The organism is Klebsiella pasteurii (assembly GCF_018139045.1).
Classification (GTDB): Bacteria; Pseudomonadota; Gammaproteobacteria; order Enterobacterales; family Enterobacteriaceae; genus Klebsiella; species Klebsiella grimontii.
Genome location: NZ_CP073236.1, coordinates 4,849,630 through 4,872,723 on the forward strand (window position 1 = coordinate 4,849,630; position 23,094 = coordinate 4,872,723).

16 protein-coding genes are annotated in these 23,094 nt (G+C 57.8%); 4 read left to right on the forward strand and 12 right to left on the reverse strand.

Features of this window, described 5'->3' with window-relative positions; translation table 11 throughout:
• Window positions 1-2: 2 nt before the first annotated feature.
• From rsmA to lptD, 4 genes are all read right to left on the reverse strand, one after another.
• On the reverse strand, window positions 3-824 hold the full coding sequence (gene rsmA / locus KCG39_RS22785) for a 16S rRNA (adenine(1518)-N(6)/adenine(1519)-N(6))-dimethyltransferase RsmA (protein WP_004098527.1): 822 nt from the start codon (window positions 822-824) through the stop codon (window positions 3-5).
• Window positions 821-1,801 carry a 4-hydroxythreonine-4-phosphate dehydrogenase PdxA gene (gene pdxA / locus KCG39_RS22790; protein ID WP_004128831.1) on the reverse strand — a complete coding sequence of 327 codons (981 nt, stop codon included), beginning with the start codon at window positions 1,799-1,801 and terminating at the stop codon, window positions 821-823. Before pdxA ends, rsmA begins: the two co-directional genes overlap by 4 nt.
• A gap of 121 nt (window positions 1,802-1,922) precedes the next feature.
• Complete coding sequence (surA, locus tag KCG39_RS22795) at window positions 1,923-3,209, reverse strand: peptidylprolyl isomerase SurA (RefSeq protein ID WP_004128832.1); 1,287 nt, start codon at window positions 3,207-3,209, stop codon at window positions 1,923-1,925.
• Window positions 3,210-3,263: 54 nt separating this feature from the next.
• The gene (gene lptD, locus KCG39_RS22800; protein WP_032742034.1) at window positions 3,264-5,606 is read right to left on the reverse strand and encodes an LPS assembly protein LptD; all 2,343 of its coding nucleotides are present in this window, start codon (window positions 5,604-5,606) and stop codon (window positions 3,264-3,266) included.
• Between the two features lie 244 nt (window positions 5,607-5,850).
• Between lptD and djlA the strand changes: the two genes are divergently transcribed.
• A complete protein-coding gene (djlA, locus tag KCG39_RS22805; RefSeq protein WP_049112713.1) occupies window positions 5,851-6,678 on the forward strand; it encodes a co-chaperone DjlA in 828 nt (275 codons plus the stop codon).
• A gap of 30 nt (window positions 6,679-6,708) precedes the next feature.
• Here the strand turns inward: djlA and KCG39_RS22810 are convergent, their stop codons facing one another.
• Both KCG39_RS22810 and KCG39_RS22815 read right to left on the reverse strand, forming a co-directional pair.
• Window positions 6,709-7,407, reverse strand: coding sequence for a response regulator (locus tag KCG39_RS22810; RefSeq protein ID WP_087828469.1), 699 nt, complete (start codon window positions 7,405-7,407; stop codon window positions 6,709-6,711).
• Window positions 7,397-9,022 (reverse strand): ATP-binding protein, encoded by a 1,626-nt coding sequence (locus KCG39_RS22815; protein WP_004128840.1) that lies wholly within the window; start codon window positions 9,020-9,022, stop codon window positions 7,397-7,399. The genes KCG39_RS22810 and KCG39_RS22815 overlap by 11 nt, the downstream gene beginning before the upstream one ends.
• Before the next feature lie 322 nt (window positions 9,023-9,344).
• Here KCG39_RS22815 and KCG39_RS22820 point away from each other — a divergent pair, with 322 nt between their 5' ends.
• Entirely contained in the window at window positions 9,345-10,700 is a 1,356-nt protein-coding gene (locus KCG39_RS22820) for a 2-hydroxycarboxylate transporter family protein (RefSeq protein WP_004128842.1), read from the forward strand.
• Window positions 10,701-10,868: 168 nt separating this feature from the next.
• A complete protein-coding gene (gene citX, locus KCG39_RS22825) occupies window positions 10,869-11,408 on the forward strand; it encodes a citrate lyase holo-[acyl-carrier protein] synthase (protein WP_004098536.1) in 540 nt (179 codons plus the stop codon).
• An 81-nt stretch (window positions 11,409-11,489) separates the two neighbouring features.
• Here the strand turns inward: citX and rluA are convergent, their stop codons facing one another.
• The 6 genes from rluA to araB form a co-directional block, all read right to left on the reverse strand.
• Window positions 11,490-12,149 carry a bifunctional tRNA pseudouridine(32) synthase/23S rRNA pseudouridine(746) synthase RluA gene (gene rluA, locus KCG39_RS22830; RefSeq protein ID WP_004128846.1) on the reverse strand — a complete coding sequence of 220 codons (660 nt, stop codon included), beginning with the start codon at window positions 12,147-12,149 and terminating at the stop codon, window positions 11,490-11,492.
• A 12-nt stretch (window positions 12,150-12,161) separates the two neighbouring features.
• On the reverse strand, window positions 12,162-15,068 hold the full coding sequence (gene rapA / locus KCG39_RS22835) for an RNA polymerase-associated protein RapA (protein WP_004128858.1): 2,907 nt from the start codon (window positions 15,066-15,068) through the stop codon (window positions 12,162-12,164).
• 187 nt (window positions 15,069-15,255) lie between these two features.
• Complete coding sequence (gene polB / locus KCG39_RS22840; RefSeq protein WP_004128859.1) at window positions 15,256-17,613, reverse strand: DNA polymerase II; 2,358 nt, start codon at window positions 17,611-17,613, stop codon at window positions 15,256-15,258.
• A gap of 197 nt (window positions 17,614-17,810) precedes the next feature.
• Complete coding sequence (araD, locus tag KCG39_RS22845; RefSeq protein WP_004128860.1) at window positions 17,811-18,506, reverse strand: L-ribulose-5-phosphate 4-epimerase; 696 nt, start codon at window positions 18,504-18,506, stop codon at window positions 17,811-17,813.
• A gap of 67 nt (window positions 18,507-18,573) precedes the next feature.
• Complete coding sequence (gene araA / locus KCG39_RS22850) at window positions 18,574-20,076, reverse strand: L-arabinose isomerase (RefSeq protein WP_004128861.1); 1,503 nt, start codon at window positions 20,074-20,076, stop codon at window positions 18,574-18,576.
• Between the two features lie 10 nt (window positions 20,077-20,086).
• Window positions 20,087-21,796: a ribulokinase gene (araB, locus tag KCG39_RS22855; RefSeq protein ID WP_142468531.1), complete on the reverse strand. Its 1,710-nt coding sequence runs from the start codon at window positions 21,794-21,796 to the stop codon at window positions 20,087-20,089.
• Window positions 21,797-22,133: 337 nt separating this feature from the next.
• Here araB and araC point away from each other — a divergent pair, with 337 nt between their 5' ends.
• On the forward strand, window positions 22,134-22,979 hold the full coding sequence (gene araC, locus KCG39_RS22860) for an arabinose operon transcriptional regulator AraC (RefSeq protein WP_004128863.1): 846 nt from the start codon (window positions 22,134-22,136) through the stop codon (window positions 22,977-22,979).
• The last annotated feature ends 115 nt before the right edge of the window (window positions 22,980-23,094 follow it).

Here is a 23,094-nt window from a genome sequence, read left to right on the forward strand (position 1 = left end):
GGTTAGCTCTCCTTGGTGGGCGCGTTCTCAGATAACCAGTTAGCTAGCTGACAGTACTGCGCCACGGAAATATTCTCTGCGCGCTTCGCCGGGTCGATACCCAGTTCGGTCAGAACCTCAACGCTGAACAGGTTGCCGAGGCTGTTGCGGATCGTTTTCCGACGCTGGTTAAACGCTTCTGTCGTGATACGGCTCAGTACGCGTACTTCTTTCACCGGATGCGGCAGCGTGCGGTAAGGCACCAGACGCACTACGGCGGAATCGACTTTAGGCGGCGGCGTAAAGGCGCTCGGCGGCACTTCAAGTACCGGGATGATCTGGCAGTAGTACTGCGCCATTACGCTTAACCGACCATACGCCTTACTGTTCGGCCCGGCAACCAGGCGATTGACGACCTCTTTTTGCAGCATAAAGTGCATATCGGCAATGGCATCAGTATAGCTGAACAGATGGAACATCAGCGGGGTCGAGATATTGTACGGCAGGTTGCCGAAGACGCGCAGCGGCTGGCCCATGCTCTGCGACAGCTCACCAAAGTTCATGGTCATCGCATCCTGCTGATAAATCGTCAGCTTAGGTCCGAGGAACGGATGCGTTTGCAGACGAGCGGCCAGGTCGCGGTCCAGCTCGATAACGGTGAGCTGGTCGAGGCGTTCGCCAACCGGTTCGGTCAGCGCGGCGAGGCCGGGGCCGATTTCAACAATCGCCTGGCCTTTTTGTGGATTGATGGCCGAGACAATGCTGTCGATCACAAATTGATCGTTGAGAAAGTTTTGCCCGAAGCGTTTACGGGCTAAGTGGCCCTGATGGACTCGATTATTCATTGAGTATTAACAATCATTTTAATGGCGAGATTAAGCGCCGTGATAAAACTGCCGACTTCCGCTTTCCCCTGGCCCGCAAGTTCAAGCGCGGTGCCGTGGTCAACGGAAGTGCGAATAAATGGTAAACCGAGCGTAATATTCACGCCGCGGCCAAAGCCCTGGTATTTTAGCACGGGCAGGCCCTGATCGTGATACATCGCGAGCACGGCATCGGCATGGTCGAGATATTTCGGCTGAAACAGGGTATCCGCCGGCAGCGGGCCGCTGAGATTCATGCCTTTCGCGCGCATCTCTTCGAGCACCGGAATGATGGTATCGATCTCTTCCGTCCCCATATGGCCGCCTTCGCCGGCGTGCGGGTTCAGGCCGCAAACCAGCACGTGCGGGTTGCTGATGCCAAATTTGGTGCGCAGATCGTGATCCAGGATAGTGATGATTTCCCGCAGCAGCTCAGGGGTAATCGCATCGCTTATCGCTTTTAGCGGCAGGTGAGTGGTCACCAGCGCCACGCGCAGCGCTTCCGTCGCCAGCATCATCACCACTTTACTGGCCTGCGAGCGCTCTTCAAAGAACTCGGTATGACCGGTAAATGCGATCCCCGCATCGTTAATAATGCCCTTGTGCACCGGACCGGTAATCAGCGCGGCGAACTCGCCGTTCAGGCAACCATCGCAGGCGCGGGCCAGCGTGTCCACTACGTAGCTGCCGTTGCTGACGTTGAGCACGCCCGGTTCAACCGGCGCGTTGAGCGCGACGGGGAGAAGCGTCAGAGTGCCTGCGCGCTGCGGCGTAGCGGGGGCGGAGGGGTCGTAAGGCAGAAGCGCTAAAGGAAGACCGAGCAGCTTCGCCCGGTCGGATAACAGAGCGCCATCGGCGCAGATCACCAGCTCTACCGGCCAGTCGCGCTGCGCAAGCTGCACAACGAGGTCGGGGCCAATCCCGGCGGGTTCACCGGGAGTGATAACAACTCGATTCATACACTTCATCCTTCAGGCGGTCTCTTACTGGCTGCGCTTCGTCGCCCCCGTCAGAGACCGGGGCGATTTGCTCAGCCGCCTCGATACACCCTGAGTGATGTTGTGTATGAGGCTAATGCGATTAGTTGCTCAGAACCTTCACGTAGGCGCTGGCGCGCTGTTCCTGCATCCAGGTCGCTGCTTCCTCAGAGAACTTACGGTTCATCAGCATGCGATAAGCGCGATCTTTCTGCGCGGCGTCGGTTCTGTCGACGTTGCGGGTATCCAGCAGCTCAATCAGGTGCCAGCCGAAGGAGGAGTGAACCGGAGCGCTGGTCTGGCCTTTATTGAGGCGCAGAATGGCGTCGCGGAAAGCCGGATCGAAGATATCCGGCGTCGCCCAACCTAAATCGCCGCCCTGGTTGGCAGAGCCCGGATCTTCAGAGAACTCTTTCGCCGCTTTGGCAAACGTGGTTTTCCCGCTCTTGATGTCAGCCGCGATCTGCTCCAGCTTCGCCCGAGCCTGATCGTCGTTCATGATCGGCGACGGTTTCAGCAGGATGTGGCGGGCGTGAACTTCGGTCACGGAGATATTCTGGCTGCCGCCGCGCATATCGTTAATTTTCAGGATATGGAAGCCAACGCCGGAGCGTATTGGGCCGACGATATCGCCTTTTTTCGCGGTGCTCAGCGCCTGGGCGAAGATGCCCGGCAGCTCCTGAATCCGGCCCCAGCCCATCTGGCCGCCTTTCAGCGCCTGCTGGTCAGCAGAGTAGGTGATAGCCAGCTTGCCGAAGTTCGCACCGCTGCGCGCCTGCTCAACCACGGAGTTTGCCTGGTCCTGAGCTTCAGCAACCTGCTCAGAAGTCGGGTTTTCCGGCAGCGGGATCAGGATGTGGCTGAGGTTCAGTTCGGTACTGGCGTCGTTCTGATCGCCGATCTGTTTTGCCAGAGTTTCAACTTCCTGCGGCAGAACGGTGATGCGACGACGAACTTCATTGTTACGCACTTCCGAAATAATCATCTCTTTACGAATCTGATTACGGTAGGTGTTGTAGTTAATGCCGTCATAGGCCAGACGGCTACGCATCTGATCCATGGTCATGTTGTTCTGTTTTGCAATGTTGGCGATCGCCTGGTCGAGCTGATCGTCAGAGATCTTCACGCCCATTTTCTGGCCCATTTGCAGGACAATCTGGTCCATGATTAGACGTTCAAGGATCTGATGACGCAGGGTGGCGTCATCCGGCAGCTGCTGCCCGGCCTGGCCGGCGTTAAGTTTTACCGATTGCATCAAGCCATCGACGTCGCTTTCCAGAACAACGCCATTATTGACGACAGCCGCTACTTTATCGACAACCTGTGGGGCAGCGAAACTGGTATTCGCGATCATGGCGATACCGAGAAGCAGCGTTTTCCAGTTCTTCATACTTTTTCCATTTCAATTAACCGCAATTGCGGATTACGTTTTAAACCAGCCACATCACAGGGAGCTCTGGTACGGTAAAATGTTCGAACGCAGCATCTGCTGGGTGCCGAGACCGTAATTGGAGCTCAGGCCGCGCAGCTCAATGTTAAAGCCGAAAGTGTTGTCGTATTTGCTTTCGCTGCTGCTGTTATCCCAGCCGTTGATCTTACGTTCATAGCCGACGCGGATAGCGTAGCAGCAGGAGCTATACTGAACCCCTAACATCTGGTTCGCTGACTTTCTGGTATTCGTGTCGTAGTAATACGCGCCGACGACTGCCCAACGATCGACGATTGGCCAGCTGGCGGTCATCCCCACCTGCGAGATACCATCTTTGTACTGCTTAGCGGTGGAATAAGACGGCAGGGTCGCCTGAATGTATTCCGGGCTCGCATAACGATAGTTAAGTTGTACTAAACGGTTTTCGTCGCGACGGTATTCCACGGTTCCGCTGCCGGTAGCGACGTTATCCAGACGCGTATCGTACTGAATTCCCCCGCGTAAACCCCAGTCGTCGGTGATGCGCCAGTAAGTATCGCCAGCCCATACCAGTGAACCTCGCGTGTCGTTGTTCTCCCAGTTGATGTTGTCGTCACCGGTACGTGCCTCGGTGAAATAGTAGATTTGACCAACGGAAATATTAAAACGTTCAACGGCGGCGGCATCATAAACGCGAGATGTGACGCCGGTGGAGACCTGATTGGCGGAAGCTATACGATCGAGACCGCTGTAGGTGCGGTCGCGGAACAGGCCGCTGTAGTCCGATTGCAGCAGCGTTGAGTCGTAGCTGCCGATCTTGCTTTGGTCGCGATAAGGGATATACAGATACTGCATCCGCGGTTCAAGCGTCTGGGTATAGTTCTCCTGCATATCACGCTCGAAAACCATTTTGCCATCGACTTTAAACTGCGGCATCACGCGGTTAACGGAGTCTTTATAATCGGTACCGTTGGCCGCGTTGTAGTCGTCAAGGTTGCTTTGCTGGTAATGGGTTGCCAGCAGTTTGGCCTCAGTATTGATGCTTCCCCAACCGTTAGACAGCGGCAGGTTGATGGTTGGCTCGAAGTGAACGCGCGTCGCTTCCGGCATTCTGCTGTTCGAGTTAACAAAATGCACCGCCTGGCCATAAAGATGGGTATCAAACGGGCCGACATCGTTCTGGTAGTAGTTCACGTCCAGCTGCGGCTCGGCGGAATAGGCATTGCTTGAGTCGCGGTCAAAGACCTGGAACTGCTTGGTCGATACGGTGGCGTCAAAGTTCTGATTAGCGTAGCCGGCGCTGAGTTTCTGCGTGGCGTAGCCATCGGTACTGGAACCGTATTTCGAGCTGAAGTCGTTAAAGTAGTCCGGGTCGCTGACTTTGGTGTAATCGGCGTTGAAGCGCCATACCTGGTCTACGACGCCGGAATGGTTCCAGTAGAACAGCCAACGGCGGCTATTGGAGTCGCCTGAGTGATCGTCCTGGTAGATTTTATCCGAAGGCAGGTAATCGAACTCGATTAAACCGGTTCCTGCTTTGGTCAGATAGCGGAATTCGTTCTCCCACATGACGCCGCCGCGCTTGCTCATATAGTGCGGCGTCAGCGTGGCGTCGAAGTTCGGGGCGATGTTCCAGTAGTAAGGAAGATAGAACTCCGCGCCGTTTTTGGTGCTGTATTTGGCGTTGGGGATCAGGAAGCCCGAACGACGCTTGTCACCCACCGGCAGCTGCAGGTAAGGGCTGTAAAAAATCGGCACGGAACCGAGCTTGAAGCGGGCGTTCCAGATCTCAGCGACCTGTTCTTCGCGGTCGTGGATAACTTCACTGCCGACCACGCTCCAGGTGTCAGAGCCGGGCAGACACGAGGTGAAGCTGCCGTTTTCTAAAATGGTGTAGCGGTTTTCGCCGCGCTGTTTCATCAGGTCAGCGGTACCGCGTCCCTGACGGCCAACCATTTGGTAATCGCCCTGCCAGACGTTGGTATCTTTGGTGTTCAGGTTCGACCAGGCTTTCGGCCCTTTGAGGATCACCTGATTGTCGTCATAGTGAACGTTGCCGAGGGCATCAACTGTACGCACCGGCTGCGGCTGACCGGCGGCCTGCTGCTGGTGAAGCTGAACTTCATCGGCCTGCAGTCGGCTGTTCCCCTGATTGATATCAACGTTGCCGGTAAATACGGCGTTATCAGGATAGTTGCCTTTCGCATGATCGGCATCGATCGTCACCGGCAGGTCGTTGGGTTTCCCTTCAACCAGAGGACGATTGTAGCTTGGTACGCCAAGCATACACTGCGTGGCGAGATCGGCAGCGAGGCCCTGTTGGCTATACAAGGCGCTGGCAATCATGGTGGCCAGGAGGCTGGGAATACGTTTTTTCATACGTTGTATTTGTTGTTCCGTCATCGTGTGGCAGCGGCTTGCAAACGGTCAGAGCCTAACGTACTCGTCTAAATCGCGCTAGTGTTAATCCTGCCCGTTTACTTCCCGAGCGTTAGGCACCGTGTAGAATGACGAGTATGATAAAGCAAATTATAGGCTATGTCCCACAATTGACCGAGGCGTAAACGCTTTGTAACGTGCGGTCAGATATAGCTTAACTGGCGGCAGAGAGATTGGGGAGTCTATGCAGTATTTGGGTAAAATAATTGGCGTTGCGGTTGCGTTGATGATGGGGGGCGGCTTCTGGGGCGTGGTGCTGGGGTTCTTAGTCGGGCATATGTTTGACCGCGCGCGCAGTCGCCGGCTGAATGTCTTCGCCAACCAGCAGGAGCGCCAGTCGCTGTTCTTCTCCACCACTTTTGAAGTGATGGGGCATCTGACCAAATCGAAAGGACGCGTCACTGAAGCCGATATTCATGTCGCCAATTTGCTGATGGATCGCATGAATCTGCATGGCGAAGCGCGTACCGCGGCGCAGCACGCGTTTCGGGTAGGGAAATCAGATGATTATCCGCTGCGTGAGAAAATGCGTCAGCTGCGCAGCGTCTGTTTTGGGCGTTTTGATTTAATTCGGATGTTTCTGGAAATTCAGTTGCAGGCGGCTTTCGCCGACGGTGAACTGCATCCCAACGAACGTGATGTGCTGTTTGTCATTGCCGATGAACTGGGTATCTCCCGGGCTCAGTTCGAGCAGTTCCTGCGCATGATGCAGGGCGGGGCGCAGTTTGGCGGTGGTTCGCAGCAGCATTCATACGGGCAGCGCGGCGGCAACGCTGGCTGGCAGCAGGCGCAGCGCGGGCCAACCCTGGAAGATGCCTGCAATGTGCTGGGGGTTAAAACGACCGACGATGCCGCTACCGTCAAGCGCGCCTATCGTAAGCTGATGAGCGAACACCATCCGGATAAGCTGGTGGCGAAAGGGTTACCGCCGGAAATGATGGAGATGGCTAAGCAGAAAGCGCAGGAGATCCAGAAAGCCTGGGAGCTGGTTAAAGAGCAGCGCGGCTTCTGAACGACCGGCCTCTCCCGGGCGGGAGAGGCGTCACGATGCGCTGGCGGCGCGGCGGTACATGCGCCGCGGATGGCCTATCTTGCCGTACAGCATTTCCACCTGCAGAAAACCGATTTCCACGCAGTGCTCCAGATAGCGCCGGGCCGTGGTTTTGCTCAATCCAGCCTCGCTCACCACGTCATCTACCGAAAAGCAGCGCGCTTCTTCGTCGGTAAACAGACTCTGCACCAGCGCCAGCGTTTTTTCTTCAATACCTTTACTGCCGCTATCGGCTCGGTAGTTTTTAGCCTGCAACTGATACAGCGAATCCACGTTCTGCTGGTCGACAATTTTCCATTCGCGCTGCTGGTCGTAGAACTGCACGAACCGTTCAAGGGACTGGCTCAGGCGTTTCCACGACACCGGTTTGAGAATGTAGTCGAAGGCGCCGTTGCGGATCGCCTGGCTACAGGTTTCCATATCGCTGGCGGCGGTGATAAAGATCACCGAGCAGCTAGCGTGGGCCATGGTAGGATCGTTCATCAGGGTGACCCCTTTGCCGTCCGGCAGGTAGTTATCCAGCAGCACCAGCTGCGGCGGCCTGGCATTGAGTATCTGCCGCGCCTGGGCGAGAGAAGCCGCCGTGCCCGCCAGCCGCATACGCGGGTGTTTCTGGATAAGCTCGGCGTGCAGCCGCGCCAGTTCGCTTTCATCTTCAACGATCAGGACATCGACCAGGTCATGATGCATAGTGCGTCTCTTCTTGCGGATGGGCTGGCCCGCTGGCGGGAATAAACAGCGTGAAAATCGCCCCGCGCGGCGCGTTGTCGGCCACTTCAATCGTACCGCCAGCCTGGGTGACATAGCGCTCAATAAGATACAGTCCAATACCGTGATCGCCCCGGGTTTTGGTGGTGACGCCGCGTTCAAAGATATGCTCGCGGATCTCCGGGCGAATACCGACGCCGCGATCGGCGACTTCAATCATTAATTCCCTGGCGTTGAGCTGAATCAGGATCTCTACCGGTTCGTGCGGCAGTTCGGCGCGCTGGGTGGCCTCAATGGCGTTATCCAGCAGATTACCGATGATAGAGATAAGCTCGGACTCTATCAATGATGGCAGCGGGCGGTCGATGCGGCAGGCCGGGTCAAAGCTCAGCTCAACTCCTTTTTCCCGCGCGCGGGCGGCTTTACCCAGCAGCAGGCCGCACAGGGTCGGCGAATTAAAGTGCGAGGAGATAAAGTCCAGCAGCTCCTGGGCATGCTCCGACTGCGCCTGAATATAGCGAATTGCCTCATCATAGTGGCCCATATGCAGCAGGCCGGAGAGGGTCGTCATCCGGTTGAGCTGTTCATGGCGCATGATGCGCAGATTATCAACGTAGCGTTTTACCTGGCTGAGCTGGGCGCTCAGGGAGTTGATTTCATCGCGGTCGCGGAAGGTGATCACCCAGCCCTGGAGCGAATTCTCCAGCATGATTCGCACCCGGCTGGCGAGCACGGTAAGCTGATTAAAACGGCATAGCTCGTCGTGGGTATCGCTTTCGAACATCTCTCCGCCGGCGAAAAACGGCTGCGGGGTAATGACGCTATCGATCGACTTACCGCGCAGCTGGTGCGCGGGCTGGCTCAGTCCGAGCAGGCTGCGGGCGGCGTGGTTTATCACTTCGATACGCCGGTGATGGTCAATCACAATCACCCCTTCGTATATCGACTCCATCATCGCTTTTTGCTGACGCACCAGCAGGCCGATTTCCCGCGGCTCCAGCGAGAAGATTTGTTTCTTAATGCTGCGGGTGAAGTACCAGGAAAAGGTAAACAGCGCGATAAGTAGCAGCACCGCGGCGATGAAGATATTGATGACTTTTGCCAGCGTGATGCTGTCGAGATAGCTGGTGAGGTAGCCGACGGAGACAATGCCAACGACCCGACCCGCGTCATCGAAAATGGGCGCTTTGCTGCGCAGAGAAATACCGAGTCCCCCTTTGCGGATGGTGGTCGTGCTTTTCCCCTCAAGTACCGACTGGTTATCGCCGCCAACCAGCCGCGTGCCGACCCACTCCGGATGGACAGAGTGAAACAGATGCACGCCCCGCTTATCGCCAATGACGATAAAACTGGCGTCGCTGTGGGCGGCGATATTTTGCATAAAAGGCTTTATCGCCAGCGCGTCTTCACGCGCCACCTGCTGACGTAAATCCGGCATCAGCGCGATTTCTTCTGCCTGTATTTTCGCGCGGGCGCTCATTTCCTGATAAAGCTGATGGCTGGCGTCGAAATAGTAATACACGCCCAGCAGCGCAAACAGCACTGAGAAAAAAGCGACCAGCGAAATGAACAGCTTAAACTGAAATGAAACCTTCATAAGTATAATGCACAGTATCAGGGATACGGCAGCGTATCTTTTTTTCGCTGCCGGCATCGTGGCTGAGGGAAACCGGTGAACGTCACAAGAGTGTCCGGCAACCACAATTATCCGCTGGCGGGGAATTTATCAAGGTTAATAAGGCGCTGGATTTAAAAACCTTAAAAACCACGGTAATAAATCAGAGCGGTTTCACAATAATAATAGAAACCATAAAAACCATAGTGACCATTAAAACTTCTTTTTTAATCTGCCGATCCTCACATTAACTCCGCGCGTGGCCCTCTAACCTGAAAAGTAATAATAACCAGAGGGCTTAATTATGAGCACCACAGACAATGCATTCTCTGCAACCATCGACCCTATTAATACGCCGAAACCCGCGCTTAAGCAGCGCTGGTGGCATATCCTCGATAACTGGAAAGTCGGTATTATCCCGCTGCCGCTCTTTCTGCTGGCCGGCGGCCTGATCGCGCTGGACTGTCTGGGCGGCAAGCTGCCGAGCGATATCGTCGTGATGGTGGCGACGCTGGCCTTTTTCGGCTTTGCCTGCGGCGAATTCGGTAAACGCCTGCCGGTACTCGGCAAGCTCGGCGCGGCGGCCATCTGCGCGACCTTCATCCCTTCTGCGCTGGTGCATTACGGCCTGCTGCCGGAGGTGGTGGTGGAGTCGACCACCAAATTCTATAAGTCGACCAACATTCTTTACCTTTATATCTGCTGCATTATCGTCGGCAGCATTATGAGCATGAACCGCACCACGCTGATTCAGGGCTTTCTGCGGATTTTCTTCCCGATGCTGTGCGGCGAAATCGTCGGCATGGTGGTCGGCGTCGGCGTCGGTACCGCCCTGGGGCTGGAGCCGTTTCAGGTGTTCTTCTTTATCGTCCTGCCGATCATGGCCGGCGGCGTCGGCGAGGGGGCGATTCCGCTGTCGATTGGCTACGCCGCGCTGATGCATATGGATCAGGGCGTTGCGCTCGGGCGCGTGCTGCCGATGGTGATGCTGGGCAGCCTGACGGCGATTGTGATCGCCGGCTGTTTAAACCAACTGGGCAAGCGTTTCCCGCATTTGACCGGCGAGGGGCAACTGATGCCTAACCGCCGCAACGAGACGCACCGCGAAACGCCCGCCGAGGGCAAAATGGAGGTGACGACGCTGGCCTCCGGCGCGCTATTGGCGGTGCTGCTCTATATGTTGGGTATGCTTGGCCAGAAGACCATCGGCCTGCCCGCGCCGGTGGGCATGCTGTTCCTCGCGGTGCTGCTGAAGTTGGTAAACGGCGTCTCTCCGCGCCTGCAGGAGGGCTCGCAGATGGTGTATAAGTTCTTCCGCACGGCGGTGACCTATCCGATTCTGTTTGCCGTCGGCGTGGCGATCACGCCGTGGCAGGAGCTGGTCAACGCCTTTACCCTTACCAATTTGCTGGTGATTATCAGCACCGTATCGGCGCTGGTGGCGACCGGTTTCCTGGTCGGCAAAAAGATTGGCATGCACCCGATTGACGTGGCGATTGTCTCCTGCTGCCAGAGCGGCCAGGGCGGTACCGGCGATGTGGCGATTCTGACATCCGGCAACCGCATGAACCTGATGCCGTTCGCCCAGATCGCAACCCGGATCGGCGGCGCGATTAATGTTTCGCTGGGTCTGCTGTTCCTCAGTCATTTTTTGGCCTGATTTAACTTTTTTATAACCGCTAAGTCTGCTTTTTCGTGCTAAATGGCGCAGAAAATATCTGCGCCCCGTCTCCAAAACAGGGATCGTTTAGCGATACAATCAGCGCCATTATTCGCGACTGCGACGGCAGCCTGTCCGCTGCCTTTTATTAAGTGAGGAGAAAAACAAATGTCAGTGGATACTCTCGCCCGTGAGGGCGTAAGCATGGAAGCGCTGCTGGCGGCGAAAGAGCAGCGCGCCGCGCGCCAGGCCGACTGGTTAGCCCATTATCAGCGGCCGGTGATTTCGCTGACCCTGGTGACGCCGGGCGCGGTGAAAGACAGCATTCGCTACCGTAATATGATGGGCGTGGCGCTGCAGGCCTGCGATCAGATGCTGTGGAAACACCGCTGGCAGACGCTGGATCGCCAGGTGCTGTGGCTGCCGACCGGGCCGGAAGCGCTGTGGTGCGTCGATCACGCCGCCAGTGAAATCAAAGCCTTCTGTACCGATCTTGAGCATACTCATCCGCTGGGCCGCCTGTGGGATATTGACGTGATTTGCCCGAAAAATGGTCTGGTGGGCCGTCAGTCAATGGGGGAGAACCAGCGCCGCTGCCTGCTGTGCGACGAGCCCGCGCACGCCTGCGCGCGCAGCCGCCGTCATGACACCGGGCAGGTTGTGGCCCGCGTTGAGCAGATGATTGATGCGTGGTTTGCCCGCGACTGACGCCCGTTTTCCGCGGCATTGATGAGCGAGGAATAGCCCGGGTGAGCCGCTGGCGGCACGACCCGGGACAGAGATAAACGGTCAGAAGTCGATCGGCGCGCGGAAGGTCATCGAATTACCGAAAGCGGGATGGGTGATGGTCAGCGTTTCGGCGTGCAGCAGCAGACGCGGCGCCATCGCCAGCGCTTCCGGCGACGCATAAAAGCGGTCGCCGAGAATCGGATGGCCCAGCGCCAGCATATGTACGCGCAGCTGATGCGAACGCCCGGTAATCGGCTTCAGGCGCACGCGGGCGGTGTTGTCCGCCGCGAACTCCAGCACTTCATACTCGGTTTGCGCCGCTTTGCCGGTTTCGTAACACACCTTCTGCTTTGGCCGGTTCGGCCAGTCGCAAATCAGCGGTAAATCCACCAGACCTTCCGCTTTTTCCGGATGTCCCCAGACGCGGGCGACATACTGTTTTTTCGGCTCGCGTTCGCGGAACTGCCGCTTTAGCTCGCGCTCTGCCGCTTTGGTCAGGGCCACCACAATCACGCCGCTGGTCGCCATATCCAGCCGGTGCACCGATTCGGCCTGCGGGAAGTCGCGCTGAACGCGCGCCATCACGCTGTCTTTGTGCTCCTCAAGCCGGCCCGGCACGGACAACAGGCCGCTAGGCTTGTTGACCACCATAATGTGCTCATCCTGGTAAAGAATAACCAGCCAGGGATCCTGCGGCGGATTGTAGTTTTCCATCGCCATATTCGCGTTCCGTTACTGGTGGGTGACGACGATTAAGCGCAGCGCATCAAGACGCCAGCCTGCCTGAGCCAGCGCGTCCATCACCTGCTGACGATTGCTCTCGATAGCCGCCAGTTCATCATCGCGGATGTTCGGGTTCACGGCGCGCAGCGCTTCCAGGCGCGACAGCTCGGCCGTCAGCTTGTCGTCGGCTTCTTTACGCGCGGCGTCGATCAGCGCCTGGGCCGCTTTGGCGACCTGGCCTTCACCCTGCTGTAAAATCGCGTGGACGTCCTGCTGGACGGCATTAACCAACTTACTGCCTGTGTGGCGATTAACCGCGCTCAGCTGACGGTTAAAGCTTTCGAACTCCACCTGACCGGCGAGGTTGTTGCCGTTTTTGTCGAGCAGCATGCGTACCGGCGTCGGCGGCAGGAAGCGGTTGAGCTGCAGATGCTTCGGCGCCTGCGCTTCAACGACGTAAATCAGCTCCAGCAGCAGAGTGCCGACCGGCAGCGCTTTGTTCTTCAGCAGCGAAATGGTGCTGCTTCCGGTATCGCCGGAAAGGATCAGATCCAGACCGTTGATAATCAGCGGATGCTCCCAGGTGATGAACTGTGCGTCTTCGCGGGACAGGGCAACATCACGCTCAAAAGTAATGGTGCAGCCATCTTCCGGCAGACCCGGGAAATCCGGGACCAGCATATGGTCGGAGGGGGTCAGGACAATCAGATTCTCACCGCGATCGTCCTGGTTGATGCCGACGATATCAAACAGGTTCATGGAGAAAGCGATCAGGCTGGTGTCGTCATCCTGCTCTTCAATGCTTTCCGCAAGCTGCTGGGCTTTTTCACCGCCGTTGGAGTGGATCTCCAGCAGGCGGTCGCGGCCCTGCTCCAGCTGCGCTTTCAGCGCGTCATGCTGCTGGCGGCAAGCTTTGATCAGCTCGTCGAAGCCGTCGGTATTTTCCGGGGCGGCGAGATAGTTAATCAGTTCGTTATGCACGCTGTCGTAGACGGTACGGCCGGTCGGGCAGGTGTGCTCGAAAGCGTCCAGACCTTCGTGATACCAGCGCACCAGCACCGACTGGGCGGTTCTTTCCAGATAGGGAACGTGGATCTGAATATCGTGAGCCTGGCCGATACGGTCAAGACGGCCGATACGCTGTTCCAGCAGATCCGGGTTGAACGGCAGATCGAACATCACCAGGTTACTGGCGAACTGGAAGTTACGGCCTTCTGAGCCGATTTCAGAACACAGCAGCACCTGAGCGCCGGTATCTTCTTCGGCAAACCAGGCTGCAGCGCGGTCACGTTCAATAATCGACATCCCTTCGTGGAACACCGCCGCACGGATGCCTTCGCGTTCGCGCAGGACCTGCTCCAGCTGCAGCGCAGTAGCTGCCTTGGCGCAGATCACCAGCACTTTCTGCGAACGGTGGCTGGTGAGATGGCCCATCAGCCACTCAACGCGCGGGTCGAAGTTCCACCAGGTGCCGGTATCGCCTTCAAACTCTTGATAAATCTGCTCCGGATAGAGCATATCGCGGGCGCGCTCTTCGGCAGTTTTACGGGCACCCATAATCCCGGAAACCTTGATCGCTGTCTGGTACTGGGTCGGCAGCGGCAGACGAATTGTATGCAGCTCGCGTTTCGGGAAACCTTTGACGCCGTTACGCGTGTTGCGGAACAGCACGCGGCTGGTGCCGTGGCGGTCCATTAGCATCGACACCAGCTCCTGACGAGCAGCCTGGGCATCATCGCGATCGCTGTTGGCGGCCTGCAATAGCGGTTCGATATCTTGTTCGCCGATCAGATCGCTCAGCGCGTTCAGCTCGGCGTCGTTCAGTTTATTCCCGGCCAGCAGCAGGGCCACGGCGTCGGCGACCGGACGGTAGTTCTGCTGCTCTTCAACAAACTGAGCGAAATCGTGGAAACGGTTAGGGTCGAGCAGGCGCAGGCGGGCGAAGTGGCTCTCCATCCCCAGCTGTTCCGGCGTCGCGGTGAGCAGCAGAATGCCCGGCACGCGCTCGGCCAACTGCTCAATGGCCTGATATTCGCGGCTTGGCGCGTCTTCACTCCACACCAGATGGTGCGCTTCATCGACGACCATCAGGTCCCATTCGGCATCGCACAGGTGCTCCAGGCGCTGCTTGCTGCGGCGCACGAAGTCCAGCGAGCAGATAACCAGCTGTTCGGTTTCGAACGGGTTAATGGCGTCGTGCTGCGCTTCGGCGTAGCGCTCATCGTCAAACAGCGAAAAGCGCAGGTTAAAGCGGCGCAGCATTTCCACCAGCCACTGGTGCTGCAGGGTTTCCGGAACGACGATCAGAACGCGTTCGGCAGCGCCGGAGAGCAGCTGCTGATGCAGGATCATCCCGGCTTCAATGGTTTTACCTAAACCCACTTCGTCCGCCAGCAGGACGCGCGGCGCGTGGCGGCGGCCAACGTCGTGAGCGATATTCAGCTGATGCGGGATCAGGCTGGTGCGCTGGCCGCGCAGGCCGCTCCACGGCATACGGTACTGTTCGCTCTGAAATTTACGCGCACGATAGCGCAGGGCGAAACGGTCCATACGGTCGATCTGCCCGGCGAACAGACGGTCCTGCGGTTTGCTGAAGACCAGTTTGCTGTCGAGCAGCACTTCACGCAGGGTGACGTTGGCTTCCTGGGTATCGAGGCGGGTACCGGTGTAGGCCAGCAGACCGTTCTCTTCATTAACTTCGTCAACCTGGAGCTGCCAGCCTTCATGGCTGGTGATGGTATCGCCCGGGTTGAACATCACGCGGGTGATCGGGGAGTCGTTGCGTGCGTACAGACGGTTTTCGCCGATGGCGGGGAAAAGCAGAGTCACCATGCGCGCGTCCAGCGCAACGACCGTCCCTAATCCCAGTTCGCTCTCTGTGTCGCTAATCCAGCGTTGACCAAGTGTAAAAGGCATATATGTTCGGCTCTTTAGTTCTTTGATTGCAGGCAATAGTTGATCATCTCCATGGAGAATCGGAGATACGTCAAAATTGGGTCCAGGAATGGAAAGGGCGCTATATTACTGGATGGCGGAACGTTCGTCACGTCCTCCTCACCCTTCATTTTACGGCTTTTGCGCCAGCGGAATGGGTGAGGAAAAATCAAAATAGCCCCAGTTGCCCCGTCACTATTGTAGCAAAATCGTCGTCGACAAAGGGAAGTATTCCTTCGGCGACAGGCTCTAATTGCTTAGAAAGGTAGTGTTCATAATCCAGCGGTGATTGCTGATAGTCCACCGGCTCCGGCCCGCCGGTGGTCCAGACATATTTAATGCTGCCGCGCTGCTGGTACTGTTGCGGCCTGCCTAACCTGACGTTTTGCTCATCAGCGAGCCTGGCCGCGCGCACGTGCGGCGGCACGTTGCGCTGATACTCCGCCAGCGGACGACGCAGGCGTTTACGGTAAATCAGACGATCGTCAAGCTCGCCGTTCATCAGCTTATCGATGGTTTCGCGTACGTAATCTTGATAGGGCTGATGACGAAAAATGCGCAGATAAAGCTCCTGCTGAAACTGCTGGGCCAGCGGCGTCCAGTCGGTACGTACCGTCTCCAGCCCTTTAAACACCATTCGCTGCTCGCCGCCTTCCTGAATCATCCCGGCGTAGCGCTTTTTACTGCCGGTGTCCGCGCCGCGAATGGTGGGCATGAGAAAGCGGCAGAAGTGGGTTTCGAACTCCAGCTCCAGTGTGCTGACAAGTCCCTCTTTGCTGAGCTCCGCCGCCCACCATGCGTTGACGAAGTCCACCAGCGAGCGGCCGATACCGTTGGCTTCCTCTTCGCTGTGGGCCCGCTTGAGCCACACGAACGTGGAGTCGGTATCGCCGTAGATAACGTCGTAGCCCTGGGATTCAATCAGCGCTTTGGTCTGGCGCATAATCGCGTGGCCGCGCATGGTGATGGAGGAGGCCAGACGGGGATCGAAAAAGCGGCAGGCGCTGGTGCCGAGTACGCCGTAGAAGGCGTTCATAATGATCTTCAGCGCCTGCGACAGCGGCTTGTTTTTATGCTGCTTGGCCTCGTCGCGACCGTGCCAGATCTGCCCGACAATGCCCGGCAGGCAGTGTTTTTCTCGCGAAAAGCGCGCGCCGAGAAAGCCTTCGGTGCTATGAGCGTCATCGGGATGCGCCAGCCCTTCAACCAGCCCCACGGGATCAATCAGGAAGGTGCGGATAATCGACGGATACAGGCTTTTGTAGTCCAGCACCAGCACCGAGTCGTAGAGGCCGGGGCGCGAGTCCATCACGTAGCCGCCGGGACTGGCCTGCGGCGGTACTGCGCCAAGGTTCGGCGCAACGTAGCCGAGCCGGTGCATGCGCGGGAAATAGAGATGGCTGAAGGCGGCGACCGAACCGCCGTGGCGATCAGCAGGCAGGCCGTTGACCGTCGCGCGCTCTAGTAAAAAAGGCATGATCTCGGTTTTATGGAAGATGCGCGTAACCAGCTCGCAGTCCTGCAGGTTGTATGTCGCCAGCGCCGGTTTATCCTGGTGAAAACGGCGATCGATTTCATCCATCCGATCCCAAGGGTTATCAATGGCTTTGCCCTCACCGAGCAGTTCGCGGGCCACCGATTCCAGGGCAAAAGAGGAGAAGTTCCAGAACGCGGATTTCAGCGCCTCGATGCCATCGATAATCAGTCGGCCGTTGGCCTGAGCAAAGAAGACGCCATTTTTAAAACCGTGCTCGCGCCACTCCAGTTCGCTGTTGCCGCGCCCGAGCATCAGCGGGATACGATAGCGCTCGGCGTGCTTTTGCAGAACGCGTAAATCGAACTGCACCACGTTCCAGCCGATCAGCACGTCCGGGTCGTGAGCGGCAAACCAGGCGTTAAGCTTTTCCAGCAGCAGCGGGCGGCTGGCGACGTACTCCAGCGTGAAGTTGACGGCTGGCAGCGAGGCGGGCTCCGGCCCGAGCATATAGACGACCCGCTGGCCGCAGCCTTCAAGACCAATGCAGTAGAGTTCGCCGTGGCGGCTGGTTTCGATGTCCAGCGACACCCATTTCAGCGGCGGACGGTAGTGGGGGTTGGGCTTCATTCGCGCGTTAACCAGCCGCTGGCCGCGCGCCTCGCCTTCCACCCACACCGGGGCGGTAATAAAGCGCTCCATCAGATAGCGCTCCGGCGGGCGAATGTCGCCTTCATATACCGTGATGCCGTTTTCGCGCAGCTTTTTTTCCAGCCGCATCAGCTGGCGGTGAGCGCGGCAGTAGAGGCCAAATACCGGCTGGCGATGAAAATCTTGCAGATTGAGCGCAGCAAGGCGATGGCCGTTTTCGCCCTGCAGCAGGCGTTCAACTTGCGGACGCTGAGATTCGGCAATGAACGCCACGGATTCCTGCGGCGGCAGCGTGACCTCAAGCGGGCCGTCATCAGTCGCCAGCCAGAAAGTCAGTTCGGTGCCCTGTGGGGTATCCCGCCAGTGACGGGTGAGTAAAAAACCTGCTCGTGGCTGCGTCACGCCGTGCTCTCATGAGTCAAAACCAGGCCTGATTATAGCCTGGTTCACGAAATGATGCTGGGGTTTTATACAGGTATAGGCCGGAGGTTGTGTTGCGCGCTGTTTCCCGGATTGCGGCGTAAACGCCTTATCCGGGCTACTCGTCCGCAGAGGGTAGCCCGGCTAAGCGTAGAGCGAGCCGGGACTACTGTGGAGGGTTACTGTCCGTAATAGGCTTTCGCGCCGTGCTTGCGCAGATAGTGTTTATCCAGCAGCGTTTGCTGCATCTCCGGCAGCTGCGGTGCCAGCTGGCGGCAGAAGATACCCATATAGGCGATCTCTTCCAGAACGATAGCGTTATGCACCGCATCTTCGGCGTTTTTCCCCCAGGCAAACGGGCCATGCGAGTGCACCAGCACGCCGGGCATTTGCGCTGGATCGATCCCTTTTTCACGGAAGGTTTCGACGATCACCGCGCCGGTTTCCCATTCGTACTCGCCGTTGATCTCCTCGTCGGTCATCAGACGGGTACAGGGGACCGCGCCGTAGAAGTAGTCGGCGTGGGTGGTGCCGGTGGCGGGAATCGACTGTCCGGCCTGCGCCCAGATGGTGGCGTGACGCGAGTGAGTATGAACAATGCCGCCCAGCGTCGGGAATGCCTGATACAGCAAACGGTGGGTTGGCGTATCCGACGAGGGTTTTTTCTCGCCTTCAACCACTTCGCCGGTCTCCAGGCTGACCACCACCATATCTTCGGCGCTCATTACGCTGTAGTCGACGCCGGAGGGTTTAATCACCAGCACGCCCCGTTCACGGTCGACGGCGCTGACGTTGCCCCAGGTGAGGGTGACCAGATTATGCTTTGGCAGGGCCAGGTTGGCTTCGAGAACCTGGCGTTTGAGATCTTCTAACATACTGTGCTCCGAATTGCTGGCGAGTCAGTTCCCCTCACCCCAAGGGAGAGGGTGAGGGAACGGCCTCTTAGCGTTTTGAACCGTAATACACTTCGTTCCAGCGCAGCGCGTCCTTGAAGGAGGGCAGACGGGTTTCGTTATCAATCACGGTCAGCTCAATATCCTGCAGCTCAGCAAACTGGCGCATGTCGTCGAGGGTTAGCGCATGGCTGAAGACAGTGTGGTGCGCGCCGCCGGCGATGATCCACGCTTCAGACGCGGTGCGCAGATCCGGATGCGCTTTCCACAGGGCGTTGGCGACCGGCAGCTTCGGCAGCTCGTGCGGGGTTTTCACCGTCTCAATGGTGTTCACCAGCAGACGATAGCGATCGCCGAGATCGATCAGGCTGGCAACGATCGCCGGGCCGGTCTGGGTGTTAAAGATGATGCGCGCCGGATCGGCTTTACCACCGATGCCCAGAGGCTGGACGTCGAGAATCGGTTTCTCCGCGGTGGCGATGGTCGGGCAGACTTCCAGCATATGCGAGCCCAGAGCCAGATCGTTGCCTTTCTCGAAGTGATAGGTGTAATCCTCCATAAAGGAGGTGCCGCCCTGCAGACCAGTTGCCATCACCTTCATGATGCGAAGCAGAGCGGCGGTTTTCCAGTCGCCCTCGCCCGCAAAGCCGTAGCCCTGCTGCATCAGACGCTGCACGGCGAGACCCGGAAGTTGTTTCAGGCCGTGTAAATCTTCAAAGGTGGTGGTAAACGCGTGGAAGCCGCCTTGTTCCAGGAAGCGCTTCATCCCCAGCTCAATGCGCGCGGCGTCGAGAAGGTTCTGCCGTTTATCGCCGTGGATTTGTACCGCGGGCGTCAGACGATAGCTGCTTTCATACTCATCAATCAGCGCGCTGATTTCGCCGTCGGTGACCGCATTGACGACCTGCACCAGATCGCCCACCGCCCAGGTGTTAACCGAGAAGCCAAACTTGATCTGCGCGGCGACTTTATCCCCGTCGGTAACCGCCACTTCGCGCATGTTATCGCCGAAGCGGCAGACTTTCAGGTGACGGGTATCCTGTTTAGAGACCGCCTGACGCATCCACGCGCCGATGCGCTGATGCGCTTCTTTATCCTGCCAGTGGCCGGTCACCACGCTGTGCTGCTGACGCATTCGGGCGCCGATGAAGCCAAACTCGCGGCCGCCGTGCGCGGTCTGGTTCAGGTTCATAAAGTCCATATCGATGCTGTCCCACGGCAGGGCCGCGTTGAACTGGGTATGGAACTGCATCAGCGGTTTATTCAGGATCGTGAGGCCGTTAATCCACATTTTCGCGGGCGAGAAAGTATGCAGCCACACCACCATCCCGGCGCACTTGTCATCGTAATTGGCGTCGCGGCAGATATGGGTAATCTCATCCGGGGTTGTACCCAGCGGTTTCAGCACCAGTTTGCACGGCAGCTTGGCTTCCGCATTCAGGCTGCTCACCACATGTTCTGCGTGCTTCGTAACCTGACGTAGCGCTTCAGGGCCATACAGATGCTGGCTACCGATGACGAACCACACTTCATAATTATTAAAAATAGTCATTTTTATATCCTTAATGGGTGAGAGCTGCCTGCGATTGCGGCGCGGTTTCCGCCTTTGCAGTCGAAGGGAGATAACGTTGTTCCGCGCTGAGCGACCACTGCTGGTAGCGCTGGTAGAGTTGTTCGAAGCGTTGCGCCTGGGCCGGACGGGGCTGCAGGGTACTTTCCACCTGGCTGGCCATGTTTTCCTGCGCGGCGGGTATATCGCGGTATACGCCCGCAGCGACGGCGGCGAAGATAGCCGCGCCCAGCGCGCAGCACTGATCGGAGGCGACGATTTGCAGCGGGCGATTTAGCACATCGCAACAGGCCTGCATGATCACCGGGTTTTTCCGCGCGATGCCGCCGAGCGCCATCACGTTATTGACCGGGATCCCCTGGTCGGTGAAGCACTCCATAATGGCGCGGGCGCCGAAGGCGGTGGCGGCAATCAGCCCGCCGAACAGCGCCGGGGCGTCGGTGGCGAGATTGAGATCGGTAATGACCCCTTTTAGACGCTGGTTGGCATTCGGCGTACGGCGGCCGTTAAACCAGTCCAGCACGACCGGCAGATGGTCAAGAGACGGATTTTTCGCCCAGGCGTCGGTCAGGGCAGGCAGCAGCTGTTTCTGGCTGGCTTTGATCTGCTCTTTGAGTTCCGGATGCGCTTGCGCCAGCTGCTCCAGTGGCCAGCCGAGGATGCGGCCAAACCAGGCGTAGATGTCGCCAAAAGCGGATTGCCCCGCTTCCATACCGATAAAGTCAGGCACAACGCTACCGTCGACCTGGCCGCAAATACCCTTCACCGTACGCTCGCCGACGCTCTGTTTATCGGCGATCAGAATGTCGCAGGTGGAGGTGCCGATCACTTTGACCAGCGCGTTTGGCTGTGCACCGGCGCCGACGGCGCCCATATGGCAGTCGAAAGCGCCGCCGGAGATGGCGACGGTTTGCGGCAGGCCCAGGCGCGCGGCCCACTCGGCGGTCAGGGTGCCCACCGGGACATCCGCAGTCCAGGTATCGCTGAACATCGGGTAGGCCAGGTTTTGGTTGATAATCGGGTCGAGTTCATCGAAGAAACCGGCTGGCGGCAGGCCGCCCCAGCTTTCGTGCCACAGCGATTTATGCCCGGCGCTGCAGCGGCCGCGACGAATATCCTGCGGGCGGGTGGTCCCGGAAAGCAGCGCGGGTACCCAATCGCATAGCTCAATCCACGACGCGGCGGCCTCGGCGACGGCGCTATCGTGGCGGGTAACGTGGAGGATTTTGGCCCAGAACCATTCACTGGAGTAGATACCGCCGATATAGCGGGAGTAGTCTTCTTTACCCGGCTGGTGGCACAGGCGGGTAATCTCCTCCGCTTCTTCCACCGAGGTGTGGTCTTTCCACAGGACGAACATGGCGTTGGGGTTGCTGGCGAATTCGTCGCGTAGCGCCAGGACGTTGCCGTCGGCGTCAATGGGCGCGGGAGTTGAGCCGGTGCTATCCACGCCGATACCCACCACGGCAGCGCGCTGTTCAGCGCTCAGTGAGGCAAGGACGCTTTTCAGCGCGGCTTCCATCGATTCAATATAGTCGCGCGGATGATGGCGGAACTGGTTGTTCGGGCCATCACAAAACAGCCCCTCCTGCCAGCGCGGATACCACTCGACGCTTGCGGCGAGCTCTTCGCCCGTTGCGCACTCTACCGCCAGGGCGCGTACTGAATCACTGCCAAAATCGAGGCCAATCGCAATTGCCATGCTGTTACTCCATGCTAAAAATCATTCATGGTGAAACAGTAGATATCTGGGCTGAAAACCGTCAGGCTGTATTCGCTAATCTTATGGACTATATTGCTGTGACGTCGCAAAGTGTGACGCCGTGCAAATATTCAATGTGGACTTTCCTGTCGTCTTTATAGACACTTCAGTTATGCGCTAAAAGCGCCTGAATTGTGCGCTGCGCTCAGTTTTAGCCGAGAGGCGGCGGGTTTTAATTCAATTTATAACCCGCGTCGCAGCACGCGCTGTCAGCCAGAGGATAAAATGCAAGGTATGGACAATTGGTGTCCTCAATGTCTCCAGGAGAGCAGAGTTTATGGCCGAAACGCAAAACGATCCTTTGTTGCCGGGTTACTCTTTTAACGCCCATCTGGTGACGGGCCTGACGCCGATTGACGCCGATGGGTATCTGGATTTCTTTATTGACCGTCCGCTGGGGATGAAAGGCTATATCCTGAACCTGACGATTCGTGGCGAAGGGGTGATCAATAACCACGGGGAGCAGTTTATCTGTCGGCCCGGCGATATGCTGCTATTTCCACCGGGAGAGATTCACCATTATGGCCGTCACCCGGATGCTCGCGAGTGGTATCACCAGTGGGTCTATTTCCGGCCGCGCGCCTACTGGCATGAATGGCTAAACTGGCCGACTATTTTCGCCCAGACCGGTTTTTTTCGTCCCGATGAGCAGTGGCAGACGCGCTTTGGCGAACTGTTCGGGCAGATTGTGGAAGCTGGGCAGGGGGCCGGGCGTTACTCTGAACTGCTGGCGATCAATCTCATGGAGCAGCTGCTGCTCAGGCGCATGGAGGCCATCAACGAATCGCTGCATCCGCCGCTGGATAATCGGGTGCGCGATGCCTGCCAGTACATCAGCGACCATCTGGCGGACAGTCATTTTGATATCGCCAGCGTCGCCCAGCACGTGTGCCTGTCGCCGTCGCGCCTGTCGCATCTGTTCCGCCAGCAGCTGGGGATCAGCGTGCTGGGGTGGCGGGAGGATCAGCGCATTAGCCAGGCCAAGCTGCTGCTGAGCACCACGCGGATGCCGATCGCCACCGTTGGCCGTAACGTCGGTTTCGAGGATCAGCTCTACTTTTCGCGCGTATTTAAGAAATGTACCGGCGCCAGCCCGAGCGAGTTTCGCGCCGGGTGTGAATAAAAAGTAAAGAAAGTGAAATGATGGCCCGGATTATTAACACAGCCAGTAAACTATACAAACAAATGATGGCTTGACGAAGTATTTACGGCTCCGGAGAATCCGTGCTTCGTTTTTA